Below are 19895 nucleotides of genomic sequence, written 5' to 3' on the forward strand. Positions count from 1 at the left end.
CCCGGCAAGTTTTGCCGATACGCTCCATTTGGCCGGGATGGATGCTGCCCGCCTCGGCAGGCCGCAGCCGGACGATCCCCTCCCGATATCGGGGAAAGCCACGGCGGCGAAACCCTCCAGGCAGCGTTTCGAACGCGGCATCCGCAAATTGGTGCCGGCGCACCAGCGCGTACCGCCTATCGCGTGATCTGCACACCCAGATAGGCCAACACCTGCCGCCGCTCATCGGAAGCCGCGCCAAACTCACGGCCCACCGCGGCCAGCAATGTGTAGGTGTCGTTGAGCTTCCAGTGCATACCGAGGTTCAGTAGCGTCACGCGCGCGCCGGGGCTCTGCGCCCTGCGGACCTCGACAATGCATTCGCGCCCATCGCCGCACTCGTGGCCGGCCACGACGCCGGCGATCCACTGGTTGTCCGCACCGCCCGAGATGAAGTTGCGGCCGAACTCGGTTGATACCCCGAAGCCCCCGACTTCGGTCGCGATCTCGACCGGCAGGAAGAACTCGTGCCCGCCGCCGGTAATGCCGCGCCGGGTGGAAGAATCCAGCACGCTGCGGCTGTACTGCGGGTAGGTCGACATCGCGAACCCCGCCTGCTCCTGGTCGATGAAGCGCCATTTCACACCGAAGTCGCCGGTGCCGACGCCGGACTTCCAGCGCTGGCCATCCTCGCGCGCAAACGTCCAGGGGATATCGACCTTGAGCTGCACATGGTCGCCCCAGCCGTAGTTGATGTCGGCATCGGGCGCGGCCAGCTCGAGCCGGCCGTGCGTACGCGTGGCGATGGCACCGAGATTGATCTCCCAATGGCCGTCGCCGGGCGTTTCAGGGTCGTCGGTGACCATCGGCGGCCCGCCTTGCGCGAGCGCGGGGCCGGCCATCGCCACGGCCGCGGCCAACGCCAGCCAGCGCATGGCGCGGCCGGCCGGAATCTGCTTCTGCATAAACGTCTCTCGAAGGGTTCTTGGAAAGCCGGCGCGCTCCGGCTCCAGCATCGGTGCCGAGCGCGCCGTGGCAGGCCCGCGCTACTTCGCGTCGGCGGGCATCACTTCGTATTGCAGCAGGCCGGCCTTGGTCTGCGCCGAGCCCCCCACCGCCACATACAGCCGGTGCAGCTCGGGCACCAGGAAGGCCGTCTTCGCCCCCTTCTCGGAGGGCACGCGCGCGATCTCCTCGTAGTGATCGGCATCGCGCTGGCGGAACACGGCAACGTAGTCGTCGCCGGCGGCGTAGATGCGCCGGTTCTTCGCGTCGAACATCATGCCGTTGGTGCGGGCGGGCGCGTCGAAGCTCGCCACCGATTGCCCCGTCTCCGTGTTCACCACCACGAGTTTGAACGGCTTGCGCGTGATCAGGAACAGCCGCTTGTGCTTCTCGTCGAGGTCGATCTGCGAGTTGTCCTGCCCTTCCTTGATCGGCCAGGTGGCGAGCAGCTGGCCCGTCCGCTTGTCGAGCACGGCAACCTCCGCCTTGCCGGCCACGTTGACGAACACGCGCGAGCCAGCCTGCTCGGCCACGATACCTTCGGTGAAGTCGGTGTCGAACGTGGTGGCGCCGAGCATCTTGCCGGTGTCGACGTCCACCCGCGCTACCGTGGTCGTCGCCATCTTGGTGGGCGCATTCTTGCCGCCCGTGACGAACCACAGGCGGCGCGAGGAAGCGTCGTAGCTCATCACGTCGGCGCCTGGCGCCAGCTTGACGGTGTCGAGCACGGCGTAGCTCTTGCCGTCGAGCACCTTGCTAAGGCTGGCGCCGCTGTTGCTGACGAACAGGCGGTTCGTCTTCGGCTCGTAGTGGATCGCGTGCGGCGTCTCCATGCCCTCGACGGTCTTCAGATGCGCGCCGCTGCGCAGGTCGAAGACCTCCAGCGTGCCGCCGTCCTCGCCGGCAAGGAACAGGCGGTTACCCTTGACGTCGGCCCCGAAGTGGTCGAAGTCGCCCTGATACGTCGGCAGGTCGGCGCGGCCAAGCAGCCGCAGCGGTGCGGTGTCGGCAAAAGACAGCATGGGCGCCGCCAGCACCAGCGCGGCGACCAGCGCCCGGATGTTCGTCTTCATTGACGTCCTCTCTTCTGGATGTTCACACCGGGCGAACTGTCACTTGGCTTCGTCGAACAGCGCGTTGTAGCTGGGGATCTTCTTGGCCAACGCATCCCGCAGTGCGTTCGACTTCTTCAAGAAGGACATTTCCTGGCTGCTGGTGTTCGGGTTGGCCGGCGGATTCTTGAACGCGTACACGACCAGACCGATGTTGTTGCCCGTGGCGTCGCGCATCGGCATGAGCACAACGAACTTCTTCGGGTTGTCCTTGGTGCGGTTCCAGCGCGGGTCGACGATGGTGATGCCCTTCTTGATGACGTCGATGTCATCCGGATCATCAGCATTGCCGATGCGCTCGGGGTACGAGCCCGCGAACATCGTGAAAACGTCAGTCGCGCCCGGGGGCGTGCCGTGCAGCGTGATGCTCAGCAGCTCCGGATGCTTGGCCATGGTCTCGTCAGACAGCTTCTGGCCGTAGATCTTGTGCGTCGGCGGCGTCCAGTTCTTGTCCGCGGCCCAGGCGGCGGTGCCGCCGAAAGCGGCAGCGCCGGTGATGACTGTTGCCAGCGCGCACTTGAGGAACTTGCTCATGGGTTGTCTCCGTTCTTGGGGTTGGAATCTTGAGATGGGATTCGTCGCATCCGTTAGGGGAAGCGTGAATGGAGTCTAGAAGCGGACTCTGTACGCTTCCTGTAGTGATTCTTAAAATTCGTTCAGCCAGCTGGCGGCGCGATCGCATAGCATCACGAGACCACGCATTGCCTCAACCGGGCGCGAAGGATCGTCGCCGCGCCAAGAGACGGGAGCCACCGCATGAAGTCGATCGGCAGCCGCATCACCCTCTGGTATGCCACCACGCTCACGGCGACGCTCGCCTGCCTGTTCATCGCCGGCCACTTCCTGCTCGACCACTACCTGCTCAGGCAGCTCGACGAACTCAACGAGGCGCAATTCAAGCATCTCAAGGCCACGCTGGGCCGGGACTACGCCAAGCTGACGCCGGTGGAGATCGACGACCGCATCCGCCAGGCCACCGAATCGGCCTCGTCGCTGTTCTACATCGACATGCACGGCCCGATGACGAACCGCTTCTTCAAGTCGAGCAACCTGCATGGGCAGGCCATCCCCGACATTGCCGGCGAGCGCGCGTATTCGGTTGCCATCGACAACATCGGCGAGGTGCGGGTGAGCGAATTCCAGCTCGCGCCGTTCGATGTCATCGTGGCAACGCCGCTCGCGCCGGTGCGCGAACTGATGACGGGCTACCGGCTCGTCTTCTTCGGCCTGCTGGGCACGGCGCTCGTGCTCAGCGTGGTGGTCGGCTACGGGCTGAGCCGGCTGATCCTGCACCCGGTGCGCGTGATCCAGACCACCGCCAACCGGATCCGCTCCGACAACCTCAGCCAGCGCATTCCGGTGGGCAACGTCAAGGACGAGGTCTCGCAGCTGGCGGCCTTCCTGAACCAGATGTTCGACCGCCTGGAGATGTCGTTTGCCGAAATCCGGCGCTTCGCGGCAGAGGCGTCGCATGAGCTGAAGACGCCCATGTCGCTGGTGGCGCTGCATGCCGAGCGGCTGCTGGTCAGCGAGGGGCTGACCCCGCAGCAGCGGGATTCGGTGGCCGTCATCCTGGAAGAGCTCGGGCGCGTGAACCGCATCATCGACGAGTTGCTGTTCCTCTCACGCGCGGACGCCGGTGCGGTGCTGGTCGAGCTTCGGGCGCAGTCCCCGGTGGCGCTGCTGAGCGCCTTCGCCCAGGATGCGTCGGCCCTTTCCGAGCATGACGGCAAGGTCTTTGCCTGGAGCCACCGCGGCAACGGCGAGGTGAACGTCGACGGCCCACGGTTGCGCCAGGTGCTGCTGAACCTGTTGACCAACGCGCTCAGGGTGTCGCCGCGGGGCGGCGTGATCCACCTCGATTCGACCCTGGCCGCCGGCGTATGGCGCGTAAGCCTGGTCGACGAGGGGCCGGGCCTGACCCCGGAGGAGTGCGAGCGCATCTTCGAGCGGTTCGTGCGCCTGCCCTCGCCGATGCAGGACCAGCGCGGCAGCGGCCTGGGGCTGGCGATCTCGCGCAGCATCGTGTCGATGCACAAGGGCAGGATCTGGGCGACCAGCCGCGACGTCGGCCGCGGCCTGCGTGTGGTGATCGAGATTCCTGCGGCGCCCCCGGGGTAGCGGGCATGTGGAGCCCGCGCCCGTCCCGTAGCGCAAAGCTTTGCGGGACGATTTTCCCCGTCCCCCTGGGGAAATCCCCACCTCAATCCGGTGCGACCTGAACGCGCTTTCAGGAAGAGTTCACGTTCGAGCAAGGCTCGGTGACTAGTGTATGACCACGGTCGGGATGAACCGGCCAGCACCTGACACCTTGCAACGTAAGGACCCAGAACTCATGAAAATCCGAGACAAACTCCTGCTGTGTTCCGCTATCGCCAGCATGATGGCCGCAGCCCCTGCCGCGCAGGCGGCCGACAAGGTCACCCTGATGGTCGGCGGCTACGAAAAGATCATCTACCTGCCCGCCAAGCTGGCCGAGGGTCTGGGCTACTTCAAGGAAGAAGGCCTGAACGTCGAGCTGCTCAACGAAGGCGCAGGCGTCGATGCCGAGAACGAGATGCTCGCCGGCGCCGTGCAGGGCGTGGTCGGCTTCTACGACCACTGTGTCGACCTGCAGGCCAAGGGCAAGTACATCGAGTCGGTGGTGCAGCTGGCACACGCGCCGGGCGAGGTCGAGCTCGTGTCCAACAAGTACCCGCAGGTCAAGGGCATGGCCGACCTCAAGGGCAAGACGCTGGGCGTCACGGGCCTGGGCTCGTCGACCAACTTCCTCACCCAGTACCTGATGGTCAAGGCCGGCGTGCCGATGGGCCAGTTCACCTCGCTGCCGGTGGGCGCGGGCACGACCTTCATCATGGCGATACAGCAGGACAAGATCCAGGGCGGCATGACCACCGAGCCCACCATCACGCGCCTGCTCAAGACCGGCGAGGCGCGCGTGCTGGTGGACCTGCGCACCGCCGAGAAGACCAAGGAGGCGCTCGGTGGCACCTATCCGGCCGCCTCGCTGTACATGCCCACCGACTGGGTCGAGAAGAACAAGCCCACCGTGCAAAAGCTCGCCAACGCCTTCGTGAAGACGCTGCGCTACATCAACACCCATAGCGCTGCGGAGATCGCCGAGAAGATGCCCAAGGACTTCTACGTGGGCGACAAGGACGGCTACATCAAGGCCCTGGACGGCGGCAAGGGCATGTTCACCGCCGACGGCGTGATGCCCAAGGGTGGCCCGGAAACGGTGCTGTCGGTGCTGAGCACGTTCTCGCCGAACGTGAAGGGCAAGAAGGTCGACCTGGCGAAGACCTACACGACCGAGTTCGTCTCGAAGGTGAAGTGATCATGGGCGCAACAACGGCAACCACCTCCACGCCAGCCATCGAGTTGATCAACGTCAGCCGTCGCTTCCTGACGCCCGACGGCAAGTCGATGACGGCCATCCGGGATTTCACGATGACCGTCGAACGCGGCGAGTTCGTTGCCGTTGTCGGCCCGACCGGCTGCGGCAAGTCCACCACGCTGAACCTCATCACCGGCCTGGCCAAACCCTCGGCCGGCGAGGTGCGCCTGTTTGGCGGCCCGATCAACGACATCGACAGTCGTATCGGGTTCGCCTTCCAGACCGATGCGCTCTTTCCGTGGCGCAGCGTGATCGACAACGTCGTCGCCGGGCCGCTGTTTCGCGGCGTGTCGAAGGAGGAAGCGTATGCCAGCGCCCGCCAATGGCTGGCGCGCGTGAACCTCGCCGGGCACGAGACCAAGTTCCCGCACCAGCTCTCGGGCGGCATGCGCAAGCGCGTCTCGCTGGCGCAGACCTTCATCAACGGCCCGCAGATCCTGCTGATGGACGAGCCTTTCTCGGCGCTGGACGTGCAGACCCGCGTGCTCATGCACGACGAGCTGTTGCGCCTGTGGTCACAGTCGAAGGCATCGGTGGTGTTCGTCACGCATGACCTTGAGGAAGCCATCACCCTGGCGGACAAGGTGTACGTGCTGACGTCCGGTCCGGCCACGGTCAAGTCGGTCTACACGATCGACATTCCGCGCCCGCGCGTCGCCAGCGAGATCCGCTACGACGAGAAATTCATCGATATCTCGCGCACCATCTGGAATGACCTGCGCGAAGAAGTGCAGCGCGGCGCCTCGCAAGAGGAAACCCGCGTTGCGGAGGCTGCAGCATGAACAATCAAGTCACCCTCAAGCCCCCGGTTGGCATCTCTGTTCCATCTGCGGCGGAGATCGAAGCCGCCGCCGCGCACAGCGCCAAGCGCCGCAGGCAGACGGTCTACTTCTGGCGCTACTTCATTCTCATCGTCTTCCTGGGCGGCTGGGAGGTGCTGGTCCGCACGAAGCTGATCGACGAGTTCTTCTTCTCCAAGCCATCGGACATCCTCTCGCGCCTCTACACCTGGCTGACCGAAGGCACGTCCGACGGCCCGCTGTGGTACCACCTGTGGGTGACCATGGAGGAGTCGATGCTGGGCTTCATCACCGGCGCGGTGGCCGGCATCATCGCGGGCATCGCGCTGGGGCGCAACCGCATGCTGTCCGACATCTTCTCGGTCTACATCAAGGTGATCAACTCGGTGCCGCGTGTGGTGCTGGCGCCCATCTTCATCATGATCTTCGGGCTGGGGCTGACCTCCAAGGTGGCGCTGTCCTTCGTGATGGTGTTCTTCGTGGTGTTTGCCAACGCCTTCCAGGGCGTGCGCGAGGCCGACCGCAACTTGCTGGCCAATGCGCAGATCCTTGGCGCGCGCGGTTGGCAGCTGACGCGCTCGGTGGTGATCCCGTCGGCCATGAGCTGGATCTTTGCGTCGCTGCACGTGAGCTTCGGCTTTGCCATCGTCGGCGCCATCGTCGGCGAGTTCGTGGGCGCGCGCTTCGGCATCGGCCTGCTGATCAACATCGCGAAAGGCTCGTTCGATGCGGCCGGCATGTACGCGGCCATCGTCATCATCATGGTCGTCGCGCTGGCGGCGGAGTACCTGATGACGCTGGTCGAGATGCGGCTGGCCAAGTGGCGTCCAGCGCCGCTGCAGGACACGCAGTGAGCCCAATCCGCATGATCCCGCGTGCGACCCCGCGCCCACCGCAGGAATCGACCATGATGATCGACAGAAAAGGCCCCCGAGCACTGGCGGCGTGGCTGCCGAGATGCGCCTTTGCCGCCGTGGCGATACTCGCCGCCTCGGCCGTGCACGCGCAGGCAGGCGCCCCGCTACCAGTGAAGATCTACGCGCAGGAGCTGGTCGACCGCACCGTCGCGCAGCATCCCGACCTGCGCGCGGTCATGCTGCACGTGACGCCGCCCAACGCGGCCGACAACGTGGTCATCGCCTCGAGCATCGGCCGCATCGGCAAGCCTGCCGACAACGATGACCTGGACGTGATCTCCACCGGCAAGACGCGCATTGCCATGGACCGCGGCAACAAGCGCATCGAGGTCGAACTGCCGCTGCACGATGTCGGCGGCCAGACGATCGGCGCGCTCGGCCTGGTCTGGCGCTACCCGGTCGGCGGCAACCACGACGAGTTCGAACGCATCGCCGGCACCATCCGCGACGCCCTGGCGCGGCGCATCCTCAACCTCGCCAACCTGATGGACCCGTACCCCTACTCCCCGCTGGTGACCACCAAGTCGCGCGCGCAGACGCTGGTGGAGGAGGCGCTGCAGCGGCATCCCGAGGTGACGGTGCTGGCGCTGCGCGTGCGGGTGCAGCCGAAGAACGAGCTGGTGCTGCTGGGCTCGACCTTCGGGCGTCACGGCAAGAAGGCGGATGCCGACGACGCCAAGGTGCTCGACGCCCGCGCGCCCATCACCGGCGTCTATTCCAACGGCAAGCGCTTTGGCGTGGACCTGCCCATCCGCGACCGCAGCGGCATCGCCATCGGCACCATGAACGTCGGTTACGCCTATGGCGGTGCCAAGGATGCCAAAGCGCTGGTGGCGCATGCCGTCGCGCTGCGCGACGAACTCCAGGCCAGCATTGCCGCAACGCCGGCCCTTGAGGAGATCGACCCATGATGCCGACTTGCCGTGGCGCGATGGGTCCGCTGCTGCTGGTTGCGCTGCTGGTTGGCGTCGGCTGCAATGCGCTGGCCGAAGCCGCACAGCCAGGCGCCGAACCCGCGACGCTGTCCAGCGTTGGCAACGGCGCCATGGGCCCACTCATGGATGCCTGGATGCAAGCGCTGCACCAGCAGCGGCCCGATATCGCCCGTGGCCCACGCTGGCGGCATGTGGGGGACGAGGCCGCCATCGGCGCGTTGATGTTCGAGCTGGCAGACGTGGCGCCGATGTCCCGTCCGCCGTTGCCGGCCGAGGTCGCCCCCTATGCGCATCAGTTCGCCGGCGACATGATGAAGGCGCCGGTGCTCGTGCGGGTGGCGCTGCGCGATGGCAAGCCTGTCTTCCTCGCGTTCAACAAGCGGCCGGACTCGCCAGTGCCACCCGCTGTGCTGGAGTTCGTCCGCTTCGCGCTGAGCCCGAGCGGGCAAGACGTGGCCTCCCACCAGGCGGGCTTCGTTCCGCTGCCGCCGGGCGAAGCGGCGCTGGAGTTGCCCAAGCTCGACGGGTACCGGGCAGCGCTTGATCCGGCACTACCGCGCTACACGGCGGGCGCCCCGCTGCAGGGGGATATCCGCAGCGTGGGCAGCGACGGCATGAAGTCGCTGATGGAGCGCTGGATGCACGACTTCCGCGCGCTGCAACCCGGGGTCCGCAAAGGTGATCGGTGGGAGCATCTCGGCACGCTGAACGGCTTCCACGCGCTGATGGCCGGCGAGACCGATCTGGCACCCATGGGCCGCGAGCTCTGGCCCGACGAGGCAGCGGCATACGCCAACCTGAACGCGGGCCGCGAGCCAATCGAGATCCGCGTGGCACGGGGCGGGTTCAACACCCAGCAACGCACCACCGCGCAGGCGGTGTTCGTCAACGCACGCAACCCGATCGAGCGCATCACTGTGCAGCAACTGGCGGCCATCTTCGGCCGCGCGCCGACCATCACCCGCTGGGGCCAGCTCGGTCTCACCGGCGAATGGGCCGACCGCCCGATCGAGCTCGACGTGCCGCCGCTGGTCACGCCCAACGCCATGTCGATGCAGACGATGGTGCTGCGCGGCGGCGCGTGGAACACGACCACGCACGAGGGCTCCGTGGTTGACACCGCCAAGGCCATCGCGGCCAACCCGGCAGCAATGGGCTTCGGCGGCTTTGAGGACGGCGGGCCGGGGCTCAAGCCGGTGCCGGTCGCCCGCGATGCTGGCAGCCCAGCCGTCATCGGCACCCATGAGACGGCATCGAGTGGCCGCTACCCGCTCACCCGCTACATGTACATCCGCCTGCGACGCAACCCGGGCGAGCCGCTGCCGGCGCCGATCAAGGCGTTCCTGCGCTACGTGCTCAGTCGGCAGGGCCAGGAGCCCATCCTGTATTCCGGGTACTACCCATTGACGGCCGATGAAGTGAAAGAGGAACTCACCAAGCTCGAATGAGCCGTCAGGCCGACACGCACATTCCAAGAACAACATCAGGAGACCAAGACCATGAAGAGGTCCATCAAGACCGCAATGACAGCATTGGCCGCAGCCGCAGCGCTCGCCGCGCTCGTGCCCGCCCATGCACAGGCGCCGAAAGCCATGACGCCGATGCTGACGTGGGTCACCCCCGCAACGGCATCGAACAAACCGCAGACCGAGGCGCAGGCGAAGGAAGGCCAGGAGAAGGGGCGCGAGCTGCCGTCGCCCGAAATCCTGCAACCGATGCTGGACACGCAGCTTCCGGCCTACCAGCCGCGGCGCGACATCAAGATCAGCGGCACCTTCAAAGGCGCCGCCTCCGATGTGCTCGTGGTCCTGGCCCAGAAGTGGATGGAGAAGTTCAAGACCTACTACCCGGATGTCCAGCTGTCGATCTCGCCGCCGTATGCCGGCAGCCTGGGCGCAATCGAACTGGTCAAGGGCGACCTGGACTTCGTCTTCGTCTCGCGCGAGCTGAAGCCCGACGACATCAGCAAGTTCAAGACCAAGTTCGGCTACGCCCCGCTGAGCGTGCCGATCTCGGGCGGGTCCTACCGGCACTTCGGGGCGCTGGACACCGTCGCCTTCTTCGTCAACAAGGACAACCCGATCGAGCAGCTCACCTTCAAGCAGCTCGACCAGATGTATTCGTCCACGCATGCGCGTGGGGGTGCTGCCATCACCAAATGGGGCGACCTCGGCCTGACCGGCGAATGGGCCGACAAGCCGATCAACCTGGTCGGCATTCGCCCCTGGAACGGCTTCGAGGAGTTCGTGCGGCAGCGCGTGCTCAGCGCAGACGGCAAGCGCGGCGAATGGCGCGACGGCATCAAGTTCGAGAAGGTCGTGTTCCCGATGGCCAAGGACATCGCCGCGGACCGGTACAGCATCGGTTACTCGGGCATGGCCTATACGGATGCCCCCGTCAAGCTCGTACCGCTTGTCGAGAAGGAAGGCGATGCCCCGCAGGCACCGACCTACGATAACGTCGCCCTCGCGACCTACCCGCTGAGCCGGCTGATCTACTTCAACACGAACAAGGCACCGGACAAGCCACTGAATCCGGCCCTGGAGGAGTTCCTGAAATTCGTCCTGAGCCGGGAAGGACAACAGGTGGTGCTCGACCACGCGCGCTACGTACCGCTGCGGGCGTCGCAAGCGGCAACCGCCCGCGCACAGCTTGGCGAGCACAGCCATTGATGGTGTCGCTTGCTTGCAGACGCAGACCGGTGCCGCGCCGTCAACGTTAGGGGTGTGGAGAAACGCGGCATCGATCAAGCGGCACCCTGATGCACCAGGCCGAAATGACAGGCCGGGCAAAAAAGAAGGAGGAGACAACGATGAAGCTGGCCAAGACAACCCTGGCCCTGGCCATCCTGTTGGCGTTCCCGCTGGTGCGGGCGCAGGCGGCGGACGCGCAGGCGTCCAGCGCGCAGGACAGCCAGGTCGATCGCAAAGGTGGTTCCTATACTTACGCGCAGTATCTGGTGGACAGCTTTGCGCGGCTGCATCCGCAACTGGCCGGCATCGATCTGCACACGACGCCGCCGGGCGCGTCGCAAAGCACCATCGTGGCGTCGAAAACGCCGGAACTCGTGGGAACACCCTCCAGCGCCGAGGACGTTGCCGTCTTCCGCACGGGGCAAGCCAGGACCGAGATCAATCGCAAGGGCGACCTGAACGCCGAAGTCGCGCTGCCGCTGTTCGACATCTTCCGGCGGCCCATCGGCACCGTGAAGCTCACCTTCCCCTACGTGGCCGGCACGGACGAAGACGCGCTGATCCGGCAGGCGGCGCAGTATCGCAACGCGTTGAGCCGCCGCATCCTCGATCCGGAGAGCCTGAGCGCACCGACCCAGCTCGACGAGCGCATCTCCACCCAGACTTACGCGCAGTTCCTGATCGACGACACGTTGGCGCAGCATCCGGAGGTGGAGGTCCTGGCGCTGCATGCGCGCACGCCAAAGACGGCGGGCGACTATCCCATCGTCGCTTCCAACGTGGGCCGATTCGGCAAACCGGCTGAGGCCGGTGACCTCGCGGTCATTGAAAGCGGAAAGCCCCACGGCGCAGCCGATGCCCGTGGCGCCCGCTACGAATGGAAGATGCCAGTCGCGGACGCGTCGGGCACCACGATCGGCGTGCTGGCCGTCGTCTTCCCGTACTCCGCCCGCACGGATCCCGAGGATCTCCGGAAGCAGGCCGAACGGATCGCCGCTGCCGTGCGCGAGCGCATCCCTGCCGCTGACAGACTTGACGGCCCGTATCCGGCCACGCGCACGGCCGAGCGCAACGACGCCATGAGGGAGTACAACAAGCCCGAACTCGCCAACGAGCAAAGCCTGCCGATGACGAAGGAAGTCTCCTCCGGCCAAGCGCTGAGCCAGACCCAGGAAGGCTATTCAGAGGCCATCAAGAACGTGGCCGGCGTGGTGTCGACCAACTCGGCGGGCAGCGCCAACGATGCGTTCGCCATCCGCGGCATCAAGCTCAACCTGTTCTCGAACTACCGCCTGGACGGAGGCCTGCCGGTCACCGGCGTCATCACGAACCCGATCGAGAACAAGGAGCGCATCGAAACACTCAAGGGGGCGAATGCGCTGATGTTCGGCATTGCCAGCCCGGCGGGCATCATCAACTTCGTCACCAAGCGCGCGGGCGAGCGCGATGTCACCACGGTGGGCCTGGCCGGCAATTCGTTCGGCCAGTACGGCGCCAGCATCGACATCGGCCGGCGGTACGGCCCGCAGAAGCAGCTTGGCGTGCGCCTGAACGCATCGGCCACCCATTTCGAGAATGGCGTGCGCGGCCTCGGTGGCAATGGCGAGTTCGTCAGCCTCGGCCTGGACCTGCGCGCCACCTCGCGGCTCACCTTCCAGAGCGACTTCGAGTACTACCGTCGCGAGGTACCCGAGCAGGCAGGCATCTCGCTCAAGCCGGCCGTCAACGGCGTCGTACCGATCACGCGGGTACCGGACCCGAGGAACCTGCTCTCCGGCCGATGGGATCTCTACACCCCGGAGACCTTCAACTGGCAAGGCCGCGCCGATTACCAGATGACGGACGACTGGAAGGTCTTCACCCAGGTCGGCTATTCGAGCTCGCACCGCCACCGCACGACCGTGCGCATCTCGGGCTATGACCTGAATACCGGCGCCAATGGCCTGGTGAACGTGCAACCGGTCACCAACGAGTACCGCAACGTCTTCTTCCGTACCGAGGTGCTGGGGCACTTCACCACGGGGCCGTTGGCCCACGACCTCACCATCGGTGCATCGAGAACGTCGCGCTACTCGCTGGCCACGGATGTGCAGAACATCACGCTGCCGCAGCGGCAGAACATCTTCGACCCGATCGTGCTCAACCCGCCCGTCTACACCAAGCCCGGCACGTCGAACCCGCCGCAGACCAGCACCGACGAGGCCTTGTACACCTACGACACGGTCGCGCTCACCAAGCGTCTGAAGCTGCTGCTGGGAGTGCGCACGGTGCATGACATCGAGGACGTCGGTGCCGTCCGGTCCAAGAATCACGTGCTGTCGCCCGCCTACGGCGTGCTGTACGACGTGCTGCCGACCACCACGCTGTTCGCCAGCTATATGGAGGGCCTCGAGGCCGGCGGCACCGCGCCCGCGAACGCCGCGAACGCGAACGTCGTCCTGGCGCCGGCCGTCTCCAAGCAGAAGGAGATCGGCATCCGCGATTCGTACTTCAAGGGGCTCTCGGTCAGCGCGTCCTACTTTGAAATCGTACGGGGCAATGCGGTGACCGATCCGGTCACCAACATCTTCGGCTACAGCGGCGACCTGACCTACAAAGGTGTCGAGGCGACGGGGACTTACGAGATCAATCGCAGCTGGCGGGTCCACGCCGCAGTCCTCTATCTGAAAGCGCGGCAAGACTCGCCAAGGCAGCCCCTGATCGACGGCCGGGTGCCGGAGAACACTCCAGACTGGAACGGCAACCTCGGCGTGTCATACAGCCCCGCCGCAGTGCCCGGCCTCACGCTCCGGGGCGGCGTCGCGCTGATCTCGAAGCGGCCGGTCAATGCGCAGGACCAGGGCTATATCCCGGGCTATGCCCTCTTCAATGCGGGGGTCAGCTACAGCACCCGCATCCAGGGGCGCCGGACGACGTTCCAACTCGCGATCGACAACCTTGCCAACAAGCGCTACTGGAACTCCGTCACGACCGGCACCTATGGCATCGGCATGGACCGCAGCATCAAGTTCAACGTCAAGTTCGACCTCTGAGCGCACGCCGCGCGCGATCCTGAACGAATCTTCAGGCGCTGTTCAGCCTGCGTTCGGCTGGCACGCATAAGGTAGAGGGAGTAAGAAACGCTATCAAAATGAAGCGAAGCGGTTCTGATGGTTTGGCGGCGCCGCAGACAGTACAGGCAGTACGGCAAGGCGCCGCCGGACCGCCAGAATCATTTTGATAGCGTTTCTAACGCCGCTGGTGAGCATCGACATTTATACAAGGAGACAACCATGAGAAGGACGCTCAAGCTGACCGCCGGTATCGCCACGGCAGTCTGTGCGCTGTGGACGGTACCCGGACACGCGCTGAAGTACGCCGAGCCGGAGCACGCGCTGAAGGCCGATCCGTCGATTCCGAAGTGGAATCCGGGCCCGGTCGCCAGCGAGCCCGAGGAGGAGCTGAACATCGTCGGCGCCGACATCATGGACGAGATCGTGCTGGGGTGGACCAAGCTTTATCGCAAGCAGTATCCGCGCCTGTCGCTCACGCTGGACCTGCGCGCCTCCGGCGCGGGCGGGCCGGGCCTCGTGTCGGGCAAGGGCCAGTTGGCGCCGGTCGGCCGCGAGATGTTCCCCGCCGAGCGCAAGGCCTTCATTGACAAGTACGGCTATGAGCCGCTCGAGATCAAGGTGGCCACCGGCAGCGTCGGCTCACTGGGCAAGACCGCCGCCAGCGTGATCCTGGTGGACAAGGACAACCCGATCGACTGCCTGAGCCTGCCCCAGCTCGATGCCATCTATTCCAAGACGCGCAAGCTCGGCTACAAAGAGGTGAACAACTGGGGCGATGTCGGCGCCACGGGTGAGTGGGCGAGTCGCCCGATCCACCTGTACGGGCTGAAGCCAGTCAACGGCATCGAGCAATACTTCAAGGCCGTGGCGATGAACGACGGCGAGTACAAGGACAACATCCAGTTCGTCAAGGGCAAGGGCTTCACGCACGCCTTTACCGTGGCGGCGGAAGACATGGCGACGCATCCGGGTGGCCTGACCTATGCGCTGCTGGCCAACGTCACCCCCAACGTCAAGGTCGTCAAGCTCGCATCAACGCAAGGCGGCACGTGCTACGCGCCGACGGTCGAGAGCGTCTATGCGCACAAGTATCCGTTCAGCCGCTACGTCTATATCTACGTGAACAAGGCGCCGGGCAAGCCACTGCCGCCCAAGGTCAAGGAGTTCCTCAAGCTGGTGCTGAGCCAGGAAGGCCAGCAGGTGGTAGCGGACGAGCGTGTGTTCATCCCGCTGCTGCCGGAGGTCGTGAAGGAGGAATTGAAGAAGCTGGACTGACGCACCGCCCATGTCGCCTGCGGAACCTATTCAGCACACGCTGCACAGGCTCCGCAGGCGGACCGTCCGAGCATCAGCGCGGAGCGGCGAACACACCAACCTCGGCGAGAAACGCATGAGACCCGCGTGCACGATCCGGCGATCCCTCAGGAGAGGCTGGATTGCAGCAGCCCTCGGTGCCGTGCTGATTGCCGTGGGCATCCCGGCCATGCCGTCGGAATGGCCGCCCGCGGTCAATGATCGCTTGCCGCATTTCGAACCTGCGCCGCTTGCGGTTCCCACCGGCGTGCCCTACCAGAACGCCGATGGCGCGATACGCATCGTCGGCTACAACGACATGCGCGGCATCCTGGCCAGGATCAACGCGCTTTTCCAGCGCGCCCACCCCGAGTTCAGATTCGAACTGATCCTCAAGGGCACCCGCACCGCGCCGGACGCGCTGGCCCAGGGCACATCACTTCTTGCGCCGATGGGCGCGGAGTTTTCAGACGCCGAGCGCATCGACTACGCCCGTCTCACCGGGACGGCCCCGATCCTGTTTCGGGTGGCCCATGACTCCTTGAATCCTGCTGCCCTGTCTGCGCCACTGGCCATCTTCGTGCATCGGCGCAATCCGCTGGCGCGGATCAGCATGGAACAGGTTGCGCGGGTATTGGTGGCGGCACCCGACGGCATTGCCACGTGGGGGCAGCTCGGTCTGGGCGGCGAGTGGGCATCCCGTCCGATCCATCTGTGCGGCTTGGCACCGTCAACGGCGCTCGGGCGTTTCATGCAGCGCCGTCTTGGCGGTCGGCCTTTCGCGGAGGGGTTCGCCGGCTTCCCGCAATCGCGGGAGGCGGTGGCGTGCGTTGCCGCAGATCCGCTCGCCATCGGTTTTGCTGCGATGAATCGAGGGGTTCCCGATGTGAGGGTGGTGCCGCTGTCGGAGCGCAATGGCGACGCGCCGTCGGCCGGCACGCAGGAAGACATCATGGCCAACCGCTACCCGTTGGATCGGCACCTCCTGATCTATCTGCGCACCGACAGCCAGGGGCGGATCGACCCCGTGGCCAGGGAGTACATGCGCCTCGTGCTGTCGTACGAAGGCCAGCGGGAGATTGCCGATGAGCCGCTCGGATACCTGCCGCTCAATGCACGCGAGTGCGCGGAGGCACTTCAGCGCCTGTCGACGTTGAAGTGACATTGCCCGCATCGCCTGCTGGGGCGATGTGGCCCCTTCCGCGCGTCAAAGAAGCTGGTAGCCGACGCCGCGCACTGTCTTGAAAAGCGGCTTGCCCGGTACTTCAAGCTTGGCACGCAGGCGGCTCATATAGACGTCGAGCAGGTTGGTATCGACGTCATAGTGCGCTGACCAGATCTTCTCTGAGATCAGCGTGCGCGGCAGGATGCGCCCCTGGTTCTGCATGAACACTTCGAGCAGCGCGTATTCGCGGCTGGTCAGGTCAACCGCCTGCCCGTTGACGGTGACGGTGTGGCTGAGCAGGTCGAGGCAGATGCCGGCATGTTCGAGCACCACCTGCTTGACGGCCGAATGGCGCCGCACCAGAGAGCGCACGCGCGCCAGCAGTTCTTCCAGGCTGAACGGTTTGGGGAGGTAATCGTCTGCGCCGATGTCCAGGCCCTTGACGCGGTCCTGCACACCGTCACGTGCGCTCAGGATCAGCACGGGCTCCTTGAAGCCGCCCTGGCGCCAGCGGCGCAGCAGGTCGAGCCCGTCGCCGTCCGGCAGCCCCAGGTCCAGGATGATGACGTCGTAGGAGGTTTCCACCAGTGCGTCGGTCGCGGCTGCGCAAGTCCGGGCCAACGTGACCGTGTACGAGCATTCCGTCAGTCCTTGCTGGAGGAACCGGCCCAACCGATCCTGGTCCTCAACAATCAATGCCTTCATACAACACCCTCATCGACACGAGACCTGTTCGATCGCTCACGCTTGGTGCAAGCAGAGAACAAAACCGAATCCACCGATGATGAAGACTTGGCGTGCAAATGCAATCGGGTCTGTTACTTAGAGGGAAAATCGGCCGGTTGGTTGTGTGCCACTGACAGGTGCGGATGCACGTCGCCCAACGGATCCGCGCGAGCTACGCCCCCGGTGCGTGAAGCCCCGGCAGCTCGGGAATGCGTTCGGCCATGAACTGCAGGAACGCGCGCGTACGCAGCGGCTGGAACCGGCGCGACGGCGACACGAGATGCACGTCATGGGGTGCCATTTCCCACTTGGGGAGCAGCCGAACCAGCCGGCCGGCGTCGATCAAGTCTTGAACCAGCCAGGCGGGGGCGCTGCCCAGGCCGATCCCTTCGAGAAAGCATTCGCGCAACGCCAGCGAGCTGTCGACGCGGTAGCGGCCTCGCGTGGACACGACGACCGTTTCGGCACCGTTGCTCAACGCCAGCTCCGGGCCGATGCTGGCGCGGGCATAACGCAGGTATTCATGCTTGAGCAAGTCTTCCGGCCGGCGGATCCTGGGGGTCCGCTGGATGTATTCCGGCGTCGCCACCAAGACACGAGGGGACCAGGCGATCTTGCGCGCGACGACATTGGGCGGAAGCATATTCCCGATGCGGACGGCCACGTCGACGCCCTCCTCGACCAGATCGACCACGCGATCGGTCAGGTGCAGTTGGACTTCGATCTCGGGGTATTGCGCCAGAAACGCGAGCACGAGCCGGTTCAGGCGCAGCTCGCCCAGCCCCAGCGGCGCATTGACGACCAACGCGCCGACCGGCCGCTGCGTCTGCCCCCGCACGTCCGCCACGGCATCGGCGTATTCCTCGATCACCCGCTTGCAGCGCTCGTAAAACCGTTTGCCTTCGTCGGTCGGGGTGAGGCTGGTCGTCGTCCGTTCAAGCAGGCGGACGCCCAGGTCTTTCTCCAGCGCGGCGATGACCTTGCTCATGGTCGGTTGGCTGATGTTCTCCTCGCGGGCCACCGATGAAAAGCTGCCCAGCTCGACCGCGCGCGCAAACAGCCGCATCGATTGAAGCGAATCCAAGTCATTCCTCCCTGGCATGGGTCATATGCGATTTTCACACGTTCCATTGCCAGACAGAATGACTTAAGGTTCGGCGACTTGCACGCCTTTGAAGAGACAACGCCATGAACATTGCATCGAAATCCCTCCTGCACGGCACCCATGTCGTCGTGTTTGGCGGCAGCTCTGGGATCGGCCTCGCGGCAGCCGCAGCTGCCAAGGCGAGCGGCGCCGACATCACCCTAGTTGGCCGGTCGCAGACGAAGCTCGAAACCGCTGCCCAGTCAATCGGCGGCGCGCGCACGGCGGTCGCCGACATTGCAAGCAGGGAGGCCGTCGAAGCGGTGTTCCGCCCCATGACCCGCGTCGACCACCTCGTGATCACCGCCGGCAGCTTTACCGCCGGCAAGCTGGCCGATACCGATCCCGACCAGCTGCTCGACGCCATGCGCGAGCGGATCGCGGGGCCGGTTTATGCGATCCGGGCCGCGCTGCCGCTGATGCCGCCGACGGCCTCGATCGTGTTGACCGGCGGGCAGTTGTCCGACCGCCCGTCGGGCCATGGGACGTCAGTGATTGCCGCAGCGGTACGCGGCGTCGAAGCGCTCGCCCGATCGCTTGCGCTCGAGCTCAAGCCGATTCGCGTGAACGTCATCTCGCCAGGCTTTGTCGACACGCCGCTGTTCGATACGTTCGGTCCGGAGAATCGCGCCGCGGTCCTTGCGCAAGCTGCCGCGGCCTTGCCCGGCGGCCGTATCGGACGCGCCGAGGAACTCGGCGAGGCCATCGCCTTTCTGCTGGGCAACCGCTACATCAATGCCGAAATCCTGCATATCGATGGTGGCGGCCGCTTCGTTTGACGCGGGTACCGTGCCCGGGCTGCGCGACCTCTTCTGAAGATCGGCGGTGATCTTCGCCGTGATCGCGCGCTTGATCCGGAGACCCGGCCGGTCAAGGCGCTCTCCGCTGGCACCGGATGCCGGCGGAGGTTGCACAGCGTCTGATCCGCCAAGGTCAACCTAGATGGCGCACGACTCCACACCCAGATCGGCCAGCGGGTGCGCATCGCTGCGCCACGGCGACGAGAGGAAGTGCCGTACGCGCTCGGGGCGCACTTCGCGCAGCGTGGCCGGCGCCCAGCCCGGGCGATGATCCTTGTCGACCAGGTGTGCACGCACGCCCTCGCAGAAGTCGCCCTCCTCGATGGCGCGCGCCACGATGCCCAGCTCCATCTGGAAGCACTCGGCCAGCGTCATCTGCCGGCCGCGCAACAACGCCTCGCGCGTGACATGCAGCATCGTCGGCGAATGCGTGGTCATGGCGTCGAGCGTGGCCTGCAGCCACTGCCGGACTTCGCGCGACGGATCACGTTCCAGGCTCTCACGCAGCGTCGCCACGATCCTATCGATGGTGGAGCGGGCGTCGAAATAGCGAAGGATAAACGACGCCTGCAGCGCCAGTGCGGCATGCGGGACGATGTTGCAAGGCGGCTCGAACACCCGCCGCAGCGCTTGCGTCAGATCGCCGTCGTGCGGCATGCGCTGCAGCCGCTCTTCGAACGACCCAAGCCATTCGGCCGGCACGCACAGGTCCGCCAGGTGGCAATGCAGCGCGTCGGCGCCGGACAGCGTCACGCCGGTCAGCCCGACATACAGCTCCAGCTCCGGCGACATCACGCTCAGGAAGCGCGTCGCGCCCACGTCGGGCAGAAAGCCGATGCGCGTTTCCGGCATCGCCATCTTCGTGCGCTCGGTCAC

The 19895-nt window shown here is 65.6% G+C and carries 17 protein-coding genes; 11 read left to right on the plus strand and 6 right to left on the minus strand.

Translation table 11 applies throughout. The features are described 5' to 3' along the window. Positions 1 to 176: 176 nt before the first annotated feature. From QZ609_RS01905 to QZ609_RS01915, 3 genes are all read right to left on the minus strand, one after another. Complete coding sequence (locus QZ609_RS01905; protein WP_295490282.1) at positions 177 to 944, minus strand: hypothetical protein; 768 nt, start codon at positions 942 to 944, stop codon at positions 177 to 179. Positions 945 to 1025: 81 nt separating this feature from the next. After that, entirely contained in the window at positions 1026 to 2057 is a 1032-nt protein-coding gene (locus QZ609_RS01910) for a hypothetical protein (protein WP_295490285.1), read from the minus strand. A 39-nt stretch (positions 2058 to 2096) separates the two neighbouring features. Then, entirely contained in the window at positions 2097 to 2630 is a 534-nt protein-coding gene (locus QZ609_RS01915) for a hypothetical protein (RefSeq protein WP_295490287.1), read from the minus strand. A 222-nt stretch (positions 2631 to 2852) separates the two neighbouring features. Here QZ609_RS01915 and QZ609_RS01920 point away from each other — a divergent pair, with 222 nt between their 5' ends. From QZ609_RS01920 to QZ609_RS01965, 10 genes are all read left to right on the plus strand, one after another. Continuing rightward, complete coding sequence (locus QZ609_RS01920) at positions 2853 to 4217, plus strand: ATP-binding protein (protein WP_295490290.1); 1365 nt, start codon at positions 2853 to 2855, stop codon at positions 4215 to 4217. Positions 4218 to 4431: 214 nt separating this feature from the next. Continuing rightward, positions 4432 to 5433 carry an ABC transporter substrate-binding protein gene (locus QZ609_RS01925; RefSeq protein ID WP_295490292.1) on the plus strand — a complete coding sequence of 334 codons (1002 nt, stop codon included), beginning with the start codon at positions 4432 to 4434 and terminating at the stop codon, positions 5431 to 5433. Between the two features lie 2 nt (positions 5434 to 5435). Then, entirely contained in the window at positions 5436 to 6275 is an 840-nt protein-coding gene (locus QZ609_RS01930) for an ABC transporter ATP-binding protein (protein ID WP_295490295.1), read from the plus strand. Next, the gene (locus QZ609_RS01935) at positions 6272 to 7147 is read left to right on the plus strand and encodes an ABC transporter permease (protein ID WP_295490297.1); all 876 of its coding nucleotides are present in this window, start codon (positions 6272 to 6274) and stop codon (positions 7145 to 7147) included. Before QZ609_RS01930 ends, QZ609_RS01935 begins: the two co-directional genes overlap by 4 nt. A 53-nt stretch (positions 7148 to 7200) precedes the next feature. After that, positions 7201 to 8121: a hypothetical protein gene (locus QZ609_RS01940; protein WP_295490299.1), complete on the plus strand. Its 921-nt coding sequence runs from the start codon at positions 7201 to 7203 to the stop codon at positions 8119 to 8121. Further along, positions 8118 to 9593: a substrate-binding domain-containing protein gene (locus QZ609_RS01945; RefSeq protein ID WP_295490302.1), complete on the plus strand. Its 1476-nt coding sequence runs from the start codon at positions 8118 to 8120 to the stop codon at positions 9591 to 9593. Before QZ609_RS01940 ends, QZ609_RS01945 begins: the two co-directional genes overlap by 4 nt. 51 nt (positions 9594 to 9644) lie before the next feature. Then, a complete protein-coding gene (locus QZ609_RS01950; protein ID WP_295490304.1) occupies positions 9645 to 10817 on the plus strand; it encodes a substrate-binding domain-containing protein in 1173 nt (390 codons plus the stop codon). Positions 10818 to 10957: 140 nt separating this feature from the next. Next, positions 10958 to 13870 (plus strand): TonB-dependent siderophore receptor, encoded by a 2913-nt coding sequence (locus QZ609_RS01955; RefSeq protein WP_295490306.1) that lies wholly within the window; start codon positions 10958 to 10960, stop codon positions 13868 to 13870. A gap of 240 nt (positions 13871 to 14110) precedes the next feature. Beyond that, entirely contained in the window at positions 14111 to 15166 is a 1056-nt protein-coding gene (locus QZ609_RS01960; RefSeq protein WP_295490308.1) for a substrate-binding domain-containing protein, read from the plus strand. Between the two features lie 181 nt (positions 15167 to 15347). After that, a complete protein-coding gene (locus QZ609_RS01965) occupies positions 15348 to 16346 on the plus strand; it encodes a substrate-binding domain-containing protein (protein WP_295490310.1) in 999 nt (332 codons plus the stop codon). A gap of 45 nt (positions 16347 to 16391) precedes the next feature. Here the strand turns inward: QZ609_RS01965 and QZ609_RS01970 are convergent, their stop codons facing one another. Together QZ609_RS01970 and QZ609_RS01975 are read right to left on the minus strand one after the other, a co-directional pair. Beyond that, entirely contained in the window at positions 16392 to 17054 is a 663-nt protein-coding gene (locus QZ609_RS01970; RefSeq protein WP_295490312.1) for a response regulator transcription factor, read from the minus strand. Positions 17055 to 17247: 193 nt separating this feature from the next. Next, positions 17248 to 18159: a LysR family transcriptional regulator gene (locus QZ609_RS01975; RefSeq protein WP_295490315.1), complete on the minus strand. Its 912-nt coding sequence runs from the start codon at positions 18157 to 18159 to the stop codon at positions 17248 to 17250. A 104-nt stretch (positions 18160 to 18263) separates the two neighbouring features. Between QZ609_RS01975 and QZ609_RS01980 the strand changes: the two genes are divergently transcribed. After that, positions 18264 to 18998: an SDR family oxidoreductase gene (locus tag QZ609_RS01980; protein ID WP_295490317.1), complete on the plus strand. Its 735-nt coding sequence runs from the start codon at positions 18264 to 18266 to the stop codon at positions 18996 to 18998. Positions 18999 to 19157: 159 nt separating this feature from the next. Here QZ609_RS01980 and QZ609_RS01985 read toward each other — a convergent pair. Beyond that, positions 19158 to 19895: enoyl-CoA hydratase/isomerase family protein (locus tag QZ609_RS01985; RefSeq protein WP_295490319.1), on the minus strand; the 738-nt coding region annotated here is incomplete at its 5' end.

The sequence above is a fragment of the uncultured Ralstonia sp. genome, from assembly GCA_913056305.1.
In the GTDB taxonomy this organism is placed as follows: Bacteria; Pseudomonadota; Gammaproteobacteria; order Burkholderiales; family Burkholderiaceae; genus Ralstonia.